Below are 16,162 nucleotides of genomic sequence, written 5' to 3' on the forward strand. Positions count from 1 at the left end.
CGGTTCAGGGCATGGGCAGGCGCAGGGCGAGGAGGGCGATGTCGTCGGTGCTGCCGGGGGGCACCTGGGCGGACAACCGGTCGCAGAGGGTGTCCAGCGGTTCGTGCGCGAGAGCGAGGGCATGGCTGCGCAGTCGGCCGAGCCCGGTGTCCAGGTCGCTGCCGGGAATCTCGATCAGGCCGTCGGTGTAGAGCAGGAGCGTGGACCCCGGCGGCAGGGCATGGGCGGCGCTCGGCCGGTGAATGCCGCCCAGGTGGGTACCGAGGATCAGTCCCTGCCCGGCTTCGAGGTACTGCGCGTTCCCGTCGGGGGTCAGCAGAAGGGGCGGCGGGTGCCCGGCACTGGTCCAGTGCAGCGTGTAGGGGCCGGTGTCCGGGCCTTCCACCCGGGCGAGGACGAGGGTGGCCATCGACACGGCCGTGATGGCGTGCATGGCATCGTCGAGTCGGTCCACGATGGCACCGGTCGGCCCGGTGTGGTCCCAGGCGAGGGAGCGCAGGATGCCGTGCAGCTGCGCCATGCCGGCCGCGGCGGTCAGATCGTGGCCCACGACGTCGCCGATGACCAGGGCGAGCGTGCCGTCCCTCAGTGTGAACGCGTCGTACCAGTCGCCACCGACCTGCGAGCCGGCCGGAGCGGGCTGGTACCGGGCCGCCAGGTGGAGTCGGCCGTGCTCGGGCAGCGGGGGCAGGAGGTTGCGCTGCATGGCCTCGGCGACCTCGCGCTGTCTGCCGAACCGGCGGGCGTTGTCGATGACCGGGCCGACCCGGCGGCCGATGTCGCTCGCCACGTCCAGGTCGCCGGTGTCGAAGGGCCGTGCCGGGTCGTTGCGCACCAGTGTCAGGGCGCCGGTGACCTGCTGGCCGGCGCTGAGCGGCACCGTGATGACCGATGTGGCGCCGGTCGCTTCGAGGAAGGCGTGGTGGACGGCGGCCAACGGGGAGTCGGGCGGTGCCTCCACGTCGGAACGGTCCCGCAGGACGGGGCCGCCTCCGTTCAGCACCTGGACCAGGGCCGAGGAGGCCGTTTCCCCGGCCGGCGGGAGGTGTCCGCGCCAGTCCTCCTGCCCGGCGTCGCGGCCCTCCGGTCCGGTCACCGCCACCCGGTGCACCTGACGGGAGCCGACCCGCAGGTCCACCGCCGCGAAGTCGGCGTAACGGGGGACCAGGAGCCGGGTCAACCGGGCGAGGGCCTCATCCACCTCCAGGGTCTGACCGAGCACCTCGATGATCTCCGCGACGAGCGTCAACCGCTCGGCGGGGCTCTCCAGAGCGGTCGTACGAGGGGCTCGTTCCGCCTGTTCGGTGCGTTCCGCGCGCTCTCTGCGGGCGCGGTGGTCCGCCGCGGTCTCGACGGTGAGCACGACCATGCCCAGGGAGGCACCGTCCTGCGTCAGAGGAGTGGCCGACCAGGAGATCGGGATCAGCCGTCCGTCACCCCGCAGGCACCTGTCGTCGTCCCCGCGCGCCTGACGCCCCTCGGCCAGCGCCTGCAGCAGTGGGCAGTGCTCGCGTGGGATCCGGGCGCCTCCCGGATCCCGATGGCACAGGTCGTGCAGGTCCTGCCCGTCCATCACCGCCGCCGCGCGCCCCAGCAGCCGTTCGGCGGCCGGGTTGACCGCGACGATCCGCCCCGCCGGGTCGATCACGGTCACCGCCGTACCCAGCTGCTCGACGACCCGCTGCCACAGTCCCGGTTCTGCCGCCGACAGCCGCCACTCGTGCTTTCCGCGGAGCCTCACGTCCTCCACGATGCCGCTATCCCCTTCACGGCGCACTCCACTGCTGCCTCGGCCATCGAGGTCGCGGAGGACGCCGGTGCCCGTCGGTTCCGTAGGAGAGCGAGAATCCGGCCGCACGGCCGACGCGACTGCACCTCCGCGACACCGCGCCGTACGGCTGCTCCGGTCGTGTCCGTCACTGCCGGTACGACGGCCGGCTCACGCCCCTTTGCCAGATCATCGGCGTGCCCGTGGCAGTCCTTCGACAGGCAGGGTCAACACGCAGGGGGCGACGGGGCCGGGCAGCCCGACGACCTCGCCCATGTTCTGCCAGCCCCAGGACGAGAAGGCGGCTTGTCCTGTCTCGTCGGCAGGATGCAGCAGGGTGACCCCGAGGGAGAGGTGCAGGTCCGTGAGCAGACGCTGTTGCAGGCGGCGGGCGATATCGATGTGCTGAGCGTGCGGGTGAGCCACGACCTGGGTGAGGACGACGAACCGTGCGCGGGAGGTGAGCCGCTGGATGATCTCCTGGAGCGTTCCGTCGAACCACCGGCGGCCGGAGCCGTCAGGGTCCACCGGATAACCGAAGGCGCAACCGACCAGCACCGTCGTCTCGGCGACCAGCAGGGCGAAGCCAGGGTGGTGGGCGGTGACCGCCAAGCGGTGCAGGAAGTCTCCACGGTCGTGGTACGCCTTGCCGGCGGTGCCCGCGACGGACTCCGCAGCCAGGTCGGCGATGTCCTCACGCATGTCTTCTGCCTGCCAGCGGGTCAGCCGGCGAAGGCGGATACCGTCCCTGAGGACCGGCTGATCCGCCCGACGAGCAGGGGCCTCAGGCGCCCGCGTCGCGGTACTCATGAGGCGGCCGGACGCGGCGGGCGGCAGGGGACTCACGGGGGTCGTAAGGAGCAGCGAATTCGATCCGGTGGCATCGAGGAGCCGGGTGATCTGCGCGCACGGATGGTGCAGCCGCAGGCGGGCGTGGACCCGGCCGGCGCGCCGAGATGCCGACAGGAGGACGTCCAAGCCCCTGGCGTCGCAGGACCCGACCGTGGTCAGGTCGATATCGATCACGGTGACACCGTCCAGCAGACACCGCTCCAGCGCGGCCCGCAGCAACGACGTCGTGGCCGGCCCGATGTCGCCGGCAAGAGTGACGAGCGTCCGCTCTCCTCGGTTCCGGCGGTGGATGTCCAGCCGGGAAGAGGCCATCACGCCTCCCCTCGGCGGGGTTGCGGATCTGCGCGGGTGCTCAGCGCGGCCACAGCCATGATGCGCTTGCGCGGCGTTGCTCCGACAGCGGCGGACATGATGCCGACCCGTCTCCGCGCCGGCTCACTGGGGCGGCCCGGATTCGTCTCTCGCCGAGGACGACCCGGCGTGACGGCCGGAGTGCGTGATGCCCTCGGTACTTCAACCGTACGTCGGCCGCCACGGGAAGCGGGTGCTTCGACGGGCGCGCGGCACGGCAGGGGCCCCATCACCTCACGGGCCGACCGGTCTACCGCTTCGGGATGTGACGTCGTCCGCTCTGCCCGGGGGCGGGCGGGATGGACGAGAGGGATCCGTCCTCTGTGGACGAGTGTGTGGTGGCGGTTCAGCTGCGGAGGAGGTCGAGGGCGTCGGCTGAGGGAGTGCCCGGGTCGGCGAGGTAGGTGACGATGCGTACCTCGGGGGCGGAGCCCAGGGTGAGGGTTTCGTAGGCGACGGTGAGCTCGCCGACGACGGGGTGGCGGATCGCTCTTGTTCCGGCGGCGTGGACGGTCACTGTGTGGCCGGCCCACCAAGTGCGGAACTCGGGGCTGTGGGTGGCGAGTTCTCCGATGAGTGCCATGAGGGCGGGGTCGGAGGGGTCACGGCCGGCGATCAGGCGTCGTGCCGAGACGACGTGGCGGGCGTCCTGTTCCCAGTCGGCGTGGCAGTCGCGGGCGCGGTCGTCGAGGAAGAGGTACCCCGTGTGCGCTGTCCCGGCGTTCTTGACGTCCATGTGATCCCCAGGGGCACCACTCCGCTGGACCGCATCCACTTCGAGGACGTCGCCGAGTGGCTCGCGGACCTGCTGTCCGGCGAGGCGACCGGCGGCAGCAAGCTCAGCCCCCGCTCGGTCCGCAAGGCTTGGTGACAGGTAGGTACGGCTTTGGCAAGAGCTGGAGTTGGACGAGCGCGGACGACCTCCGGCGGCACGTGACCAAGTGGCGGAACGGCGCAATCCAACCGCACGAGTACAACGCCTAGGTGGGGGATCTCGTCATCTTCAAGTGGAAGTGGGAGAGGGTTTATAACCACGTGGCGATCGTCTACTCCGTGGTGCAGGGGCACGCGGGGATCGTGCAGCACGGCCTGAAGAACCAGACCACTCTCAGCGAAGTGATCAATCGGTACAGTCACACCTCGAACCCGATCGAGAAGGTCACGATCGTCAGGCCCAAGACGCGCTCGTAGCAAGGAACGTGAGATGCCCAGGTGGAAGCAGAGCCCTGCAGCGGCCGGATGGATGGCAGCAGCAGTGTTGCTGACGTCTGGATGTGCTGTTCTCGACAGCAGCTCTGCTGATGCCAGAGGGCCGGGCGCGTCCTACGAGCAGGCGTACGCCGACCACGAGCCGTTGCACGTGGTCGGCTACCCCTCCACCGGCTCGTTGCTGGTGATGCAAGAGCTCGTGTGGGACATCGCCGACGGCAAGCCGGCTGAGCTCCGCAAGCTGGCGACCAGCGACAGCAGCGATGCGGTAGCCCAAAAGACCGCCGAGAACTGGATCAAGGGCTTCGGAGCCGGCGCCCGCGGCAAAGTGACCGGCGATTTCTATGACGACGGTTCAGAACGCCAAGTCGTGGTCCTGTACTTCCATGGCACCCACCAGGTCAAGGACTTCACCGTTCGACTCGACGGCGATGCGGGCAAGGAGGACTGGCGGGTTCTGATGAAGTCAACCGATTTCAAGGACGCCACCCAAGCTCCCGGCTGGGCGCCGAAGGAGCCGGGAGGAACCGGCTCCACCACGAAGAACAACAACTGATCGCATGGGCACCCGAGGCCCCCGCCGTCCGGAACGAGCCGGAGGGCGGGGGCTTTCCCCTTCCCATTTCACGGCGCCCTGCGCCCTCTGTCCGCAACAGCGCAAACCCTCTGACCAGGCGCTGACGTGCTGTTTGTCTCGCAACGCTGGTCCACGCCTGGTCCACACGCATTGATCCACAACGTGACAGAGCCGGATCAAGGTGAGACAGGCCCCATACAGAAGGGGCGCCCCTCATCAAAGGACACCCCTTCTGACCAGCACCTACGCTGGCCTGCGCGGAGGCGGGGGGATTTGAACCCACGGTGAGCCGCGGAACGTCTACCGCTCCTTCACCCGAGTCGCCGAGTCAGCCGGCCTCCGCGTCATCCGGCTGCACGACGCCCGCCACGGCACCGCCACCCTCCTCACGGCGGCCGGGGTCGCCCCCCCCGCGTCGTCATGGAGATCCTCGGGCACTCTCAGATCAGCGTCACCATGGACGTGTACACGCACGTCGTGCAGGACACTCAGCGCGAGGCGATCAGCCACATGGACCGGCTGCTCAAGCGGCGGCCGGTTGTGAGTGACCGCCCTCGTTGATGTCAGAAGAGGATGTCAAAGGCCCCGGACCATGATCGGTCCGGGGCCTTTGCGCTGGTGCCCCCGGCAGGATTCGAACCTGCGACACCCGCTTTAGGAGAGCGGTGCTCTATCCCCTGAGCTACGAAGGCGCGGCCGTGGCCGTGAAGGCCACAGGCGTCAGCGTACCGGATCTGTTCCGGGGAACGCTCGGATCTTTCCCCGGGGGGAGGGGGAGAGGGGAGATAGGAGCGGGAGGCCCCTGTCACGCCCCACCACCCCCCGTGAGCCGAGCTGGAAGCCCCCTCACGCCACCGTCACCCCCGTGAACCGTCCCGCCACTCGCAGGTCGCCCTCGATGTGGTCCGCCGTTGCGCGTAGCTCGGGCAGGATGTCCCGTACGCACTCCTCGACCGTGTGGCGCGCCGCGTGCATGGCCACGTTCAGGGCCGCGACCACCCGGCCGGTGCGGTCCCGTACCGGTACCGCGATCGACCGGAGTCCCTCCTCCAACTCCTCGTCGACCAGGGCGTACCCCTGCGCACGGACCTCGTCCAGCACGCGCCGCAGGGCGTCGGGGTCCGTGACCGTGTGCCTGGTGAGCGGCCGTAGCGGTGCCAGGGCGTCCAGCTCGCGCTCCGGGTCCGTCAGGTCCGCCAGCATCACGCGCCCCATGGAAGCCGCGTACGCCGGCAGCCGCGTCCCCACCGTGATGTTCACGCTCATCACCCGCCCCGTCGCCACCCGCGCCGTGTACTGGATGTCCCTCCCGGACAGCACCGACAGCGACGTCGACTCATGGACCCGCTCCGAGAGCTCGGTCATGTGCGGCAGCGCGATCTCCGGCAGCGAGGTCCGCGACAGCGGCGGAAACCCCAACCCCATGACCCGCGGCGTGAGTTCGAAGACGCGGTCCCTCGTTCTCACCAGCCCGAGGTGCTCGTACGTGATGAGCGCCCGGCGCGCCGTCGCCCGCGCGAGCCCCGTCGCCTGGGCCACCTCCGTCAGGGTCAGCGCCGCCCGGCCCTCACCGAAGGCGGTCAGCACCGTCAGCCCGCGCGCCAAGGACTCCACGAACCCCCGGCCCAGTTCCTGCTTGGACGCGCCGGTCCAGGTCGCCAGGCCCGACGGGGGAGGCGCGGTGGCGCGCACCGGTGTGCGCAGGTCGTTCTCCATGCCCCGCACCGCCTCCCGCAGCCGCGGCAGCAGCGTCTCGCGCAGATCCGCCGCCGTGTGCCGGCTGGTGTGGCTGACGACGTTCGCCGCGCACGCGATCCGGCCGGTACGGGGGTCCCGTACGGGCACGGACACCGCGACCAGCCCCGGTTCGATCAACTGGTCGTCCAGCGCCCAGCCGCCCTCGGCCGCCGCCCGCACCCGCTCCCCGAAGTCCCGCCCGGCAGAAGCCGGTTGACGTGGCGGTACGGCCGCGAAGCCGCTGTCCTGCGGATCCGCGGCCCTCCGCGCGCGCCACTCCCGCCACTCCGGCTCCCGCCACTCCGTCGCGAACAGCGCTCCCGGCGCGGTGCGTTCGGCCGGCAGCAGGTCGCCGATGCGGAAGCTGAGGGACATCGCGCGGCGGCGGGTGGCCTGGTGGATGAAGCGGATGCCGTCGCGGTCGGCGACCGCCAGGGACACGGACTCGTCGAGTTCGTCGGCCAGCACGTCGGCGCGTTCGGCCAGGAGCGACGGGAGGCGCAGGGCGGCCAGGTAGGCGTTGCCGAGCTCCATCACGCGAGGCGTGAGGACCGCGTCGCGGCCGTCCAGGCGGACGTAGCCCATGCGGGCCAGCGTGGAGGTGATGCGGTCGACGGTGGAGCGGGCCAGCCCCGTCGTCCGCTCCAGTGCGCTCAGGCTCAGGGTGCCGCCCGCCTCCGTCAGCGTGCGCAGCACGGCGACCCCGCGGATCAGCGGCGTGACCGCCTCGGCCGGTACGCCGGCGTCGGAAGCGGTGTCGAGGGCGGGGTTCGCGGGTGGCATCGGCTCTCCGGTACGGCGGTCAGGGCAGCCCTACCGTAAACGGCACCCCTACCCGCACGCCCGGGCGACCGACCCTCTTCGTCACGATCACCCCACCCGCAGGCCCCGGCAGCCGACCCTCTACGTCACGATCACCCCACCCGCACGCCCCGGCAGCCGACCCCCTTTGTCCCGACCACCCCACCCGCACGCCCCGGCAGCCGACCCCCTTCGTCCCGACCACCCCACCCGCACGCCCCGGCAGCCGACCCCCTTTGTCCCGACCACCCCACCCGCACGCCCCGGCAGCCGACCCCCTTCGTCCCGACCACCCCACCCCCGCGGCCTCCCCTCACCGCCGCTCCACCACCACCCGGTACTCCCCGTCCGCCCCCGCGCCCGCCACGTCGATCCGCACCCCCCTCTTCCTGTCCGTGAAGGCCTCCCCGACTTCGAACGGCGCGTCCGACAGTTCCGCCTGCACGTTCGGGCTGCGCGTGCACCCTCCGCTGTCCCGCTGGGAGTCGTACACCGTCACCGGCCCCATCCCGGTGTCCACATCGGCGTCGACCCGGTAGATCAGCACCCCCGGCCGGCAGACCGCCTCGTCGTTGCCCGCGCGGGTGCGGACCTCGACGGCGTATCCGGTCCGGGGGCCGAGAGGGACGAACACCAGTTTCGGGCCGCCCGCCCGCTCCAGGGGCGTCAGCGCGTACGACATCGTCCCGGGCGTCGCCGCGCAGGCGACCTGGGAGGAGTCCAGCCAGCCCAGTTTCCACTTGTGCCAGCCCAGGAGGTCGTTGTTGGCACCCCAGTCCTCGCTCATGATGTCCCAGTGGCCGACCGCGCCCCCGCCGTCCTGCGTGTACAGGTCGGGAAGGCCGAAGACGTGGCCGTTCTCGTGGGGGAGCACGCGGTAGCCGGTGCGGTCGTAGGAACCGGAGCCGTCGTCCTGGCGGGAGTAGACGAAGGAGGCGTTCGCCACCGGGACGCCGTCGGCGACCGGCGCCTCCGCGTTGCCGGCGAAGGTCACCGAGAGGACCGTGTCCAGCGCCGAGGGGCCCGCGTTCGGGGTCATCAGGACGTTCAGGAAGTCGTAGTCACGGAAGTCGATCATGGGGTCGGCGGCGCTGACGATGTCCTGGACCAGGTCGCGGTAGCCGGGATCGAAGGGCGCGCCGCGTTCTATGCCGTACGCCTTGAAGGGTTTGGGCATGCGCAGCCAGTGCCGGATCGGGGCCTCGGGGCGGTAGTCGAGGCGGCCGTAGGAGGCGATGCGAAACCATCTCGCGGTCTGCGGGAAGAACTCCCGGTAGCGGTCGAGGGCGTTTCCGGGGCCGGGGGCGTCGGGGAAGTCGACCATCAGGGTCAGGGCGTGGACGGTGCCCGTGGAGCGGGAGTAGCCGGCCGAGGTCGGTACGCCCTCCGACATCTGGACGGTGTGGCCGCCGCTGATCATGCAGGGGCCGAAGGCCGAGCCACGGGCCGCGGCGATCGGGCCCGCCCCGGCCGAGCTGGCCGGGGGCCGCAGGTGCCCGCTGCCGGCGGAGGTGCTGAAGGCGAGGATCAGGGCGGTGACGGACGCGAGGGCGGCGGCGCGGCGCGGACGTATCCGACGGCTGAGCTGCATGCACGGGCCCTTCCTCCACGGCAGCCGCCGGTGTCAGGCTGCGCCCTTTCGATCACCCTCGGTCGCGGGGTGTGCGGGCGCTCGCTGGAGGAGTCCGAACGTGGGGTCGGGCGGAGAGCGGGCCGTGATGCGGCCAACAGTGGGATGTGACGCAGGTCACGTCATAACTTTCCCTCAACCCGAAATAACCGGGGAGCGTCTCCCCGTTTAGTCAGGTGTCCGAGCGAAACGGGGACAGCTTCCCCGGATCGCACAGAACAGACAGCCAAGGAGTCCACCGTGACCGCCACGACGACCGCGAAGCCCGCGCAGCGCAAGGTGACCCGGCCGCGTGCCGACGCCCTGCGCAACCGGGAGCGGATCGTCACCGCCGCCCGCGAGATGTTCACCGAGTTCGGCCCGTACGTGCCGCTCGACGACATCGCCCGCCGGGCCGGCGTCGGCAACGCCACGGTGTACCGCAACTTCCCCGACCGCGACGCGCTCGTCCGCGAGGTCGTCTGCTCCGTCATGGACCGGACGTCGGAGGCGGCCGAGCAGGCGCTCGCGGAGACCGGGGACGCCTTCGAGGCGCTCGAGCGATTCGTGCACATCGCCGCCGACGAGCGGATCAGCGCGCTGTGCCCGATGGTCCAGAGCACTTTCGACCAGAACCACCCCGACCTCGAAGCGGCCCGTGAGCGGTGCGAGCAGATCGTCGAGTCGCTGATGGACCGCGCCAAGCAGGCCGGCCAGCTGCGGACCGACGTCGGCGTCGGCGACCTGATGGTCGTCGTGGCCCAGCTCAGCCGGCCCCCGGCGGGCACGGACTGCCTCACCAACGACCGCTTCGTCCACCGCCATCTGCAAATGTTCCTGGACGGACTGCGGGCCCCGGCCCAGTCGGTCCTGCCGGGCACGCCCGTGACCGTGGAGGATCTGCGCCGGCCCTGCGATTAGTTCCGCCGCTCGCGGCGGTCGGAACTCCCGACACCTGACACGCACCACCACCGACTGACCGGTTCTCGCCCTGGGCGAGCCGTCCCCTTACGACACCCTTTTTCCGTCACGAAGTCCCGAAGTGGGTACCCCCATGTCTGAAACAGCCGCAAAGGCTCCCGGCAGCACCCCAGGTGCCGCCGACTCCAACCGCTGGAAGGCGCTCGTCTTCATCGCGCTCGCCCAGCTGATGGTCGTCCTCGACGCCACCATCGTGAACATCGCGCTGCCCTCCGCCCAGGCGGACCTCGGCATCTCCGACGGCAACCGGCAGTGGGTCGTCACGGCCTACGCCCTCGCGTTCGGCGGACTGCTCCTGTTCGGTGGCCGGATCGCCGACCTGTGGGGCCGCAAGCGCGCCTTCGTCATAGGCCTGACCGGCTTCGCCGCCGCCTCCGCGCTCGGCGGAGCGGCCACCACCGGCGCCATGATGTTCGGTGCCCGCGCCCTGCAGGGCGTCTTCGGCGCCATGCTCGCGCCCGCCGCGCTCTCCCTGCTCGCCGTGATGTTCACGGACGCCAAGGAGCGCGCCAAGGCGTTCGGCATCTACGGTGCGATCGCCGGTGGCGGCGGCGCCGTGGGCTTCATCCTCGGCGGTGTGCTGACCGAGTACCTGGACTGGCGCTGGACGTTCTTCGTCAACATCCCGTTCGCGATCGTCGCCGCGCTCGGCGCGTACTTCGTCATCCGTGAGCCGGAGGGCGGCCGCAACCGCAACCCGCTCGACATCCCGGGCGTGCTGCTGTCCACCCTCGGTCTGGTCTCGCTCGTCTACGGCTTCACCCGCGCCGAGTCCGACGGCTGGGGCGACTCCCTGACGGTCGGCCTGTTCGTCGCCTCCGCGGTGCTCCTGCTGGCCTTCGTCGTCACCGAGGCCAAGGTCAAGGCCCCGCTGCTGCCCCTGCGCGTGGTCACCGACCGCAACCGCGGCGGCATCTACCTCTCGCTCGGTATCGCGATCATCGCGATGTTCGGCACCTTCCTGTTCCTGACCTACTACCTGCAGGTCATCAACGGCTACTCGCCGATCAAGACGGGCTTCGCCTTCCTGCCGATGATCGCGGGCATGATGATCGGCTCCACCCAGATCGGCGCCCGGCTGATGACCCGGGTCCCGGCCCGCGCGCTGATGGGCCCCGGCTTCCTGGTCGCCGCGGTCGGCATGCTGCTGATGACGCAGCTGGAGATCGGCTCGTCGTACGCCTCGACGATCCTGCCGTCGATGCTGCTGCTCGGTCTCGGCATGGGTACGGCGTTCATGCCGGCCATGTCCCTGGCCACGCTCGGCGTCGAGCCCCGTGACGCCGGTGTCGCCTCCGCGATGGTCAACACCTCGCAGCAGGTGGGCGGCGCGATCGGTACGGCCCTGCTGAACACGATCGCCGCCTCCGCGACGACCGCGTACATCAAGGACCACATCGGCTCCGCGACCTCCAAGTCGCAGGCGCAGCTGGTGCAGATGCAGGGCGCGGTGCACGGCTACACCAACGCGATCTGGATCGCGGTCGGCATGCTGGTCCTGGCCGCGGTGGTCGTCGTGACCCTGGTCAACGCCGGCCGCCCCGGTTCGACCGCCGTCGCCGGATCCGAGGAGGGCGTCGAGGACGAGCTGGCCGTGCCGGTGGTCGCCCACTGACGGCGGCCGCCCGGCCGTACCCCTTCGGAACCACTCGTACGTAGGAGGAAGGGGACGCCTCGTACGTACGACCCAGGATCTGCCCTGGTTCGCTGAGTGAGCGGCTCAGCGGAGCCAGGGCAGATCCGCGCCCGCCCCGTCGGGCTGCAGTCCCTCGGCGATGATCTGCATGATCTCGCCGAGGGATTTCTGCTGTTCGGGGGTGAGCCGGTCGAACACCGCCTGCCGTACGGCGGTGACGTGGCCCGGCGCGGTCCGCCGCAGGACCTCCTGGCCCTGCTCGGTCAGCACCGCGAACTGGCCCCGCTTGTCTGAGGGGCAGTCCTCGCGGCGCACCCAGCCGTTCTTCTCCAGCCGGGCGATGGCGTGGGAGAGACGGGAGCGGGTGATCTTCGCCTTCATCGCCAGCTCGGTCATCCGCAGCCGGCCCTTCGGGGCCTCGGCGAGGCCGACGAGGAGCCCGTAGTAGACGTGCGGCATGCCCGCCTCGCGCTGGAGCTGGCGGTCGAGGTGGTCCTCCAGGAGCGTGGTGGCGTGGACGTAGGCGCGCCAGACGCGCTGTTCCTGGTCGGAGAGCCAGTGGGTGTCCGCGGGGGGCTCCTGTGCCGCGGGGGCGGGTACAGCGGAGGTGGGTGCCGTCTTCATGCATCCACTGTACGAGACCTCTGCTTGAAAATTAAACAAATAAAGCGTACTGTCTTTTCATAGAGTTTTAGATTTCAACCATCAGTCCTCATCAGTCCTCATTTGGTCCCCACCAGGAACCGTCGGGAAGCACCGGGAGTCACCGCCATGTCCGCCGAAACGCTGGAGCGCATGCCCGCCCTCTATCTCAGCCACGGCGCGCCGCCCCTCGCGGACGACCCGGTCTGGCCCGGCCAGCTCGCCGCGTGGTCCGCCGACCTGCCCCGCCCGACGGCGATCCTCATGGTCTCCGCCCACTGGGAGGAGGCCCCGCTGGCGCTCGGCGCCGTGGAGACGGTCCCGCTCGTCTACGACTTCTGGGGCTTCCCCGAGCACTACTACCGCGTCCGGTACGAGGCGCCCGGCGCCCCCGAACTCGCCGATTCCGTCCGCAAGTTGCTGCGCGCGCCGGGCATGCCCGTGCAGGACATCCCGGACCGGGGGCTGGACCACGGCGCGTACGTCCCGCTCGTCGAGATGTTCCCGGCCGCCGACATCCCCGTACTGCAGATCTCCATGCCGACGCTCGACCCGGTGAAGCTGATGGAGATCGGCCGCAAGCTGGCGCCCCTGCGCGACGAGGGCGTACTGATCGTCGGCTCCGGCTTCTTCACCCACAACCTGGCCGCGCTGCGGCACGTCGGCCAGGGCGTGCCCGGCTGGTCGGCCGAGTTCGACGACTGGGGCCACCGCAGGCTGCAGGACGGCGACGTCGACGCGCTGCTCGACTTCCTGCACAAGTCCCCGGCCGGCCGGCTCGCCCACCCGCGCACCGAGCACTTCGCCCCGCTCTTCGTCACCATGGGTGCCGCGGACGCGGCCGGCGAGCTGGACGCGCAGAAGTCGGTGATCGACGGGTTCTGGATGGGGCTGGCCAAGCGGTCGGTGCAGTTCGGTTGACCTACAGCTCCTTCTCGTACCAGGCGACATCCCAGTAGCGGCCGAACTTCCGGCCCACCTCCCGGTACGTGCCGACGTACCGGAACCCGAAGCGTTCATGCAGCCGCGTGGACGCTTCGTTGGGCTGGGCGATGCCCGCGTAGGCGCGGTGCAGGTCCTCCTCGGCCAGGGCCTCGAAGAGGGCCTTGTACAGCAGTGTGCCGATGCCGCGCCGGCCCGCGTGCGGGGCCACGTACACCGTCGTCTCCACCGAGGTCCCGTACGCTGGCTTGGCTCGATAAGGGCTGGATGTGGCGTAGCCCAGAATTTCCTGTGTGTCCGCGTCTGCGGCAACCTTCAGGCGGTGCGGTCCGTCTTCAGGGTGGGAGAGCAGCCACGGACGGCGCTCCTGGGGAGTGAAGACGGCGGTGTCGAATGTGATCGGCGTCTCACGTACGTAGTGGTTGTAGATGTCGGTGAGGGCTTCGAGGTCATCCTCGACTCCCGGCCTGACCTGCACCTCTGCACGCTCCGACGGCATCGGACCTCCTCATGTGGCCGCACAGGGTACTGCATGATCAGAAAATTGGGGTGACGGGTTGGGAATTCTGTCCGGATTCCAGTCGTTGTTTCCATCAGATGCAGGGCACCCGACAAAAGTGCTGAGCGGTACTCGATGGCGAGTGCCCGGCGTCTGAGAAGGACCAACACCCGCCAGCCCTCCCCCACTCTCGACTCCGCTCGAGAAGGGGGGAACCTCGATTCGCAAGGGAGCACGCATGGCAACCCGTGCCGTCGCCCGTCGTCAGTCCGCCGCCGGCGAGACCGGCAACGCGGCACGCAGTGTTCGCGCTCATGGCGGCGAGATCGCAGACCGCGACCTGGTCGGCATGTACCTCGACGAGATAGCGCGCACACCGCTGCTCGACGCCGCCAAGGAGGTCGAGTTGTCTCAGATCATCGAGGCGGGTGTGTTCGCGCGACAGGTTCTCGACGGATACGAGGAGTCCAAGGCGGAGGCCACCCGCGAGGAGCTGGAGGCGCTCGTCGCCGAGAGCGAGCGTGCCAAGGACATCTTCATCCGCTCCAACCTCCGTCTGGTCGTGGCCGTGGCCCGTCGCTACCCCCGTAGCGGCCTGCCCCTGCTGGACCTGATCCAGGAGGGCAACGCCGGTCTGGTGCGCGCGGTCGAGAAGTTCGACTACCGCAAGGGCTTCAAGTTCTCCACGTACGCGACCTGGTGGATCCGTCAGGCCATCACCCGCTCGATAGCCGACCAGTCGCGCACCATCCGCCTCCCCGTCCACCTGGTGGAGGAGCTGGGCCGGATCCGCCGTGTGCAGCGTGAGTTCAACCGTGAGCACGGCCGCGACCCGGAGCCCGCGGAGATCGCCGCCGAGCTCGGTTCGAACGCCGAGCGTGTGACGGACGTCCTGGACTGGGCCCGCGACCCGGTCTCCCTGAACATGTCGGTGGACGACGAGGGCGACACCCAGTTCGGCGACCTGCTGGAGGACACCTCCGCGGTCTCCCCGGAGCAGTCGGTCCTCACCCTGCTGCGCAGCGAGGAGCTGGACCACCTCATCGGGCGCCTCGACGCGCGCACGGCCTCCATCATCAAGATGCGCTACGGCATCGAGGACGGCCGCGAGCGCACGCTGACCGAGGTCGGCAAGGAGCACGGCCTGACGCGCGAGCGCATCCGTCAGATCGAGAAGCACGCGTTGCTGGAGCTGAAGAAGCTGGCCCGCGACACCGGCTTCGAGGCGGCGGCGTAACACCGACGTCCGCTGCGGCCGGGGTGCGCGCGTGGGGGCGCGTGCGCGTCGGCCCGGGGCGGCGGCGTACGACGGCCGCGGGCCGCGTACGCCGGGTGGCGGAAGACCGCGCAAACATGGCGCGTAACGCCGCTTCAACCGGCTGTGCCCTGGGAAAAAGACTTCAGGGCACATGAGTTCGGGCAAACCGGCAGATGTTCGGGGCGATCCGGACCGGCACGACCGCCCCTGAAAAACCCCTGGACCACGTCCCGACGCACATCCCCCCCGGCGCCGGGACTCTCCCTGAGCCGGGCTTCGGCGCCCCTCCCCCCGGGCGTCGTAGCCCGGCTCTTTTTCCGTCCGCCGGCGCCTGCGCGCAGGGCGGGCGGCGTCCGGGCATCCGGGCGGGCCGGGGCGCTTCCGCGCACGCTGGAGGGCGGGGCACCCCGAACCTGAACCCCGGGGTGGCCCGCCGGTGGCAGATTGTGCCACATCGGCATAGCCTGCCGATGTGAGCAGCCCCACCCCCGCACCGACCCCCCGTTCGTCCACGGCGGCGCCGCTCTCCCTGACCGAGCGGCGCAAGGCCGCGACCCGGATGGAGATCGCCCGCGCCGCGGCAGGCCTGTTCGTACGGCACGGTCTGCGCGCCACCCGCGCGGAGGACATCGCCCAGGCCGCGGGAGTCGCTCCCCGCACCTTCTACCGCTACTTCGCGACCAAGGAAGAGGCCGTCGCCCCCCTCTACGCGGCGGGCGCCCAGCGCTGGACGGAGGCCCTCGCCGAGGCCCCCGCCCACCTCTCCGTCCCCCAGGCCCTGGAACACGCGGTCCGCCACACCCTCACCCCGGGCGCCGGCGTCTCGGCGGCCTCCTGGGAACTGGTCCGCACCCTCATCCGCCTTACCGACGACAGCCCGGCCCTGGGCAAGGTCTGGGCGGAGGTGTGCCAGGAGTCGGAGGGGCGGCTGGGAGAGGTGCTGGCTGGAAGGCTGGAGGGGAGGCTGGGAGAGGCGCTGGAGGGGAGGCTGGAGGGGAGGCTGGTGGGCGACGGGGGGCATTTTGAGGATGGGCATGACAACGTTGGCAGTCGGTACGCCCGCCTTCCCGGCCTGAGGTTCGCCGCCGCCGTCGCCGGAGCCGCCGTGCGGGTCGCCGTCGAGGTGTGGGCGGCGGGCGAGGCGCCGGCGAGCGGGGAGCGGGGGCCGGCGGCGCTGGCGCTGCGCAACCTGGAGGCGGTGCGGGACTTTCCGTGGGACGGGGTCGCGGGGCAGGTGTAGGGACCGCGTGCTGTCGTGTGGCCGCCTGCCGCCTGCCGCCTGCCGCCTGCCGCCTGCCGC

The 16,162-nt window shown here is 70.7% G+C and carries 15 protein-coding genes, 1 tRNA gene and 1 pseudogene; 9 read left to right on the plus strand and 8 right to left on the minus strand.

From position 1 onward, the window contains the following. Nucleotides 1-4 precede the first annotated feature (4 nt). From ACQF4J_RS26175 to ACQF4J_RS26185, 3 genes are all read right to left on the minus strand, one after another. Nucleotides 5-1,741 carry a SpoIIE family protein phosphatase gene (locus ACQF4J_RS26175; protein WP_351560986.1) on the minus strand — a complete coding sequence of 579 codons (1,737 nt, stop codon included), beginning with the start codon at nt 1,739-1,741 and terminating at the stop codon, nt 5-7. Nucleotides 1,742-1,957: 216 nt separating this feature from the next. After that, entirely contained in the window at nt 1,958-2,932 is a 975-nt protein-coding gene (locus tag ACQF4J_RS26180) for an STAS domain-containing protein (RefSeq protein ID WP_351560988.1), read from the minus strand. Between the two features lie 385 nt (nt 2,933-3,317). Continuing rightward, nucleotides 3,318-3,707 carry a hypothetical protein gene (locus ACQF4J_RS26185; protein WP_427166897.1) on the minus strand — a complete coding sequence of 130 codons (390 nt, stop codon included), beginning with the start codon at nt 3,705-3,707 and terminating at the stop codon, nt 3,318-3,320. Between ACQF4J_RS26185 and ACQF4J_RS26190 the strand changes: the two genes are divergently transcribed. The 4 genes and pseudogenes from ACQF4J_RS26190 to ACQF4J_RS26205 all read left to right on the plus strand — a co-directional run. After that, entirely contained in the window at nt 3,708-3,842 is a 135-nt protein-coding gene (locus ACQF4J_RS26190) for a hypothetical protein (RefSeq protein ID WP_351560992.1), read from the plus strand. It abuts the gene before it with no gap. Nucleotides 3,843-3,955: 113 nt separating this feature from the next. Beyond that, complete coding sequence (locus ACQF4J_RS26195; RefSeq protein WP_351560994.1) at nt 3,956-4,162, plus strand: hypothetical protein; 207 nt, start codon at nt 3,956-3,958, stop codon at nt 4,160-4,162. A gap of 13 nt (nt 4,163-4,175) precedes the next feature. Further along, complete coding sequence (locus ACQF4J_RS26200) at nt 4,176-4,736, plus strand: hypothetical protein (protein ID WP_427166899.1); 561 nt, start codon at nt 4,176-4,178, stop codon at nt 4,734-4,736. Between the two features lie 307 nt (nt 4,737-5,043). Then, nucleotides 5,044-5,318, plus strand: a pseudogene (locus ACQF4J_RS26205) (tyrosine-type recombinase/integrase); the annotation flags it as partial. Between the two features lie 55 nt (nt 5,319-5,373). On the opposite strand, the gene ACQF4J_RS26210 reads toward ACQF4J_RS26205, so the two are convergent. The 3 genes from ACQF4J_RS26210 to ACQF4J_RS26220 all read right to left on the minus strand — a co-directional run bounded on the left by ACQF4J_RS26210 (nt 5,374) and on the right by ACQF4J_RS26220 (nt 8,886). Next, nucleotides 5,374-5,449 (minus strand) — tRNA-Arg (locus ACQF4J_RS26210). Nucleotides 5,450-5,603: 154 nt separating this feature from the next. Next, nucleotides 5,604-7,277, minus strand: coding sequence for an IclR family transcriptional regulator domain-containing protein (locus ACQF4J_RS26215; protein ID WP_351581093.1), 1,674 nt, complete (start codon nt 7,275-7,277; stop codon nt 5,604-5,606). Between the two features lie 331 nt (nt 7,278-7,608). Continuing rightward, nucleotides 7,609-8,886, minus strand: a complete 1,278-nt coding sequence (locus ACQF4J_RS26220) for a M6 family metalloprotease domain-containing protein (protein ID WP_351581095.1) — start codon at nt 8,884-8,886, stop codon at nt 7,609-7,611. A 279-nt stretch (nt 8,887-9,165) separates the two neighbouring features. Here ACQF4J_RS26220 and ACQF4J_RS26225 point away from each other — a divergent pair, with 279 nt between their 5' ends. Together ACQF4J_RS26225 and ACQF4J_RS26230 are read left to right on the plus strand one after the other, a co-directional pair. Further along, nucleotides 9,166-9,825 carry a TetR/AcrR family transcriptional regulator gene (locus tag ACQF4J_RS26225; RefSeq protein ID WP_351581097.1) on the plus strand — a complete coding sequence of 220 codons (660 nt, stop codon included), beginning with the start codon at nt 9,166-9,168 and terminating at the stop codon, nt 9,823-9,825. 133 nt (nt 9,826-9,958) lie between these two features. Beyond that, nucleotides 9,959-11,500: an MFS transporter gene (locus tag ACQF4J_RS26230; RefSeq protein ID WP_351581098.1), complete on the plus strand. Its 1,542-nt coding sequence runs from the start codon at nt 9,959-9,961 to the stop codon at nt 11,498-11,500. Between the two features lie 105 nt (nt 11,501-11,605). Here the strand turns inward: ACQF4J_RS26230 and ACQF4J_RS26235 are convergent, their stop codons facing one another. Beyond that, nucleotides 11,606-12,145 (minus strand): MarR family winged helix-turn-helix transcriptional regulator, encoded by a 540-nt coding sequence (locus tag ACQF4J_RS26235; protein WP_351581100.1) that lies wholly within the window; start codon nt 12,143-12,145, stop codon nt 11,606-11,608. 147 nt (nt 12,146-12,292) lie between these two features. Between ACQF4J_RS26235 and ACQF4J_RS26240 the strand changes: the two genes are divergently transcribed. Then, nucleotides 12,293-13,084, plus strand: coding sequence for a dioxygenase family protein (locus ACQF4J_RS26240; RefSeq protein ID WP_351798891.1), 792 nt, complete (start codon nt 12,293-12,295; stop codon nt 13,082-13,084). Nucleotide 13,085: 1 nt separating this feature from the next. Here the strand turns inward: ACQF4J_RS26240 and ACQF4J_RS26245 are convergent, their stop codons facing one another. Then, entirely contained in the window at nt 13,086-13,604 is a 519-nt protein-coding gene (locus ACQF4J_RS26245; RefSeq protein ID WP_351581104.1) for a GNAT family N-acetyltransferase, read from the minus strand. A 238-nt stretch (nt 13,605-13,842) separates the two neighbouring features. Here ACQF4J_RS26245 and ACQF4J_RS26250 point away from each other — a divergent pair, with 238 nt between their 5' ends. Continuing rightward, nucleotides 13,843-14,841, plus strand: coding sequence for a sigma-70 family RNA polymerase sigma factor (locus ACQF4J_RS26250; protein WP_351581106.1), 999 nt, complete (start codon nt 13,843-13,845; stop codon nt 14,839-14,841). A gap of 493 nt (nt 14,842-15,334) precedes the next feature. Then, nucleotides 15,335-16,102, plus strand: coding sequence for a TetR/AcrR family transcriptional regulator (locus tag ACQF4J_RS26255; protein WP_351581107.1), 768 nt, complete (start codon nt 15,335-15,337; stop codon nt 16,100-16,102). The last annotated feature ends 60 nt before the right edge of the window (nt 16,103-16,162 follow it).

Origin of the sequence: Streptomyces sp. C1-1, assembly GCF_050214755.1 — a bacterium.
Taxonomy (GTDB): Bacteria; Actinomycetota; Actinomycetes; order Streptomycetales; family Streptomycetaceae; genus Streptomyces.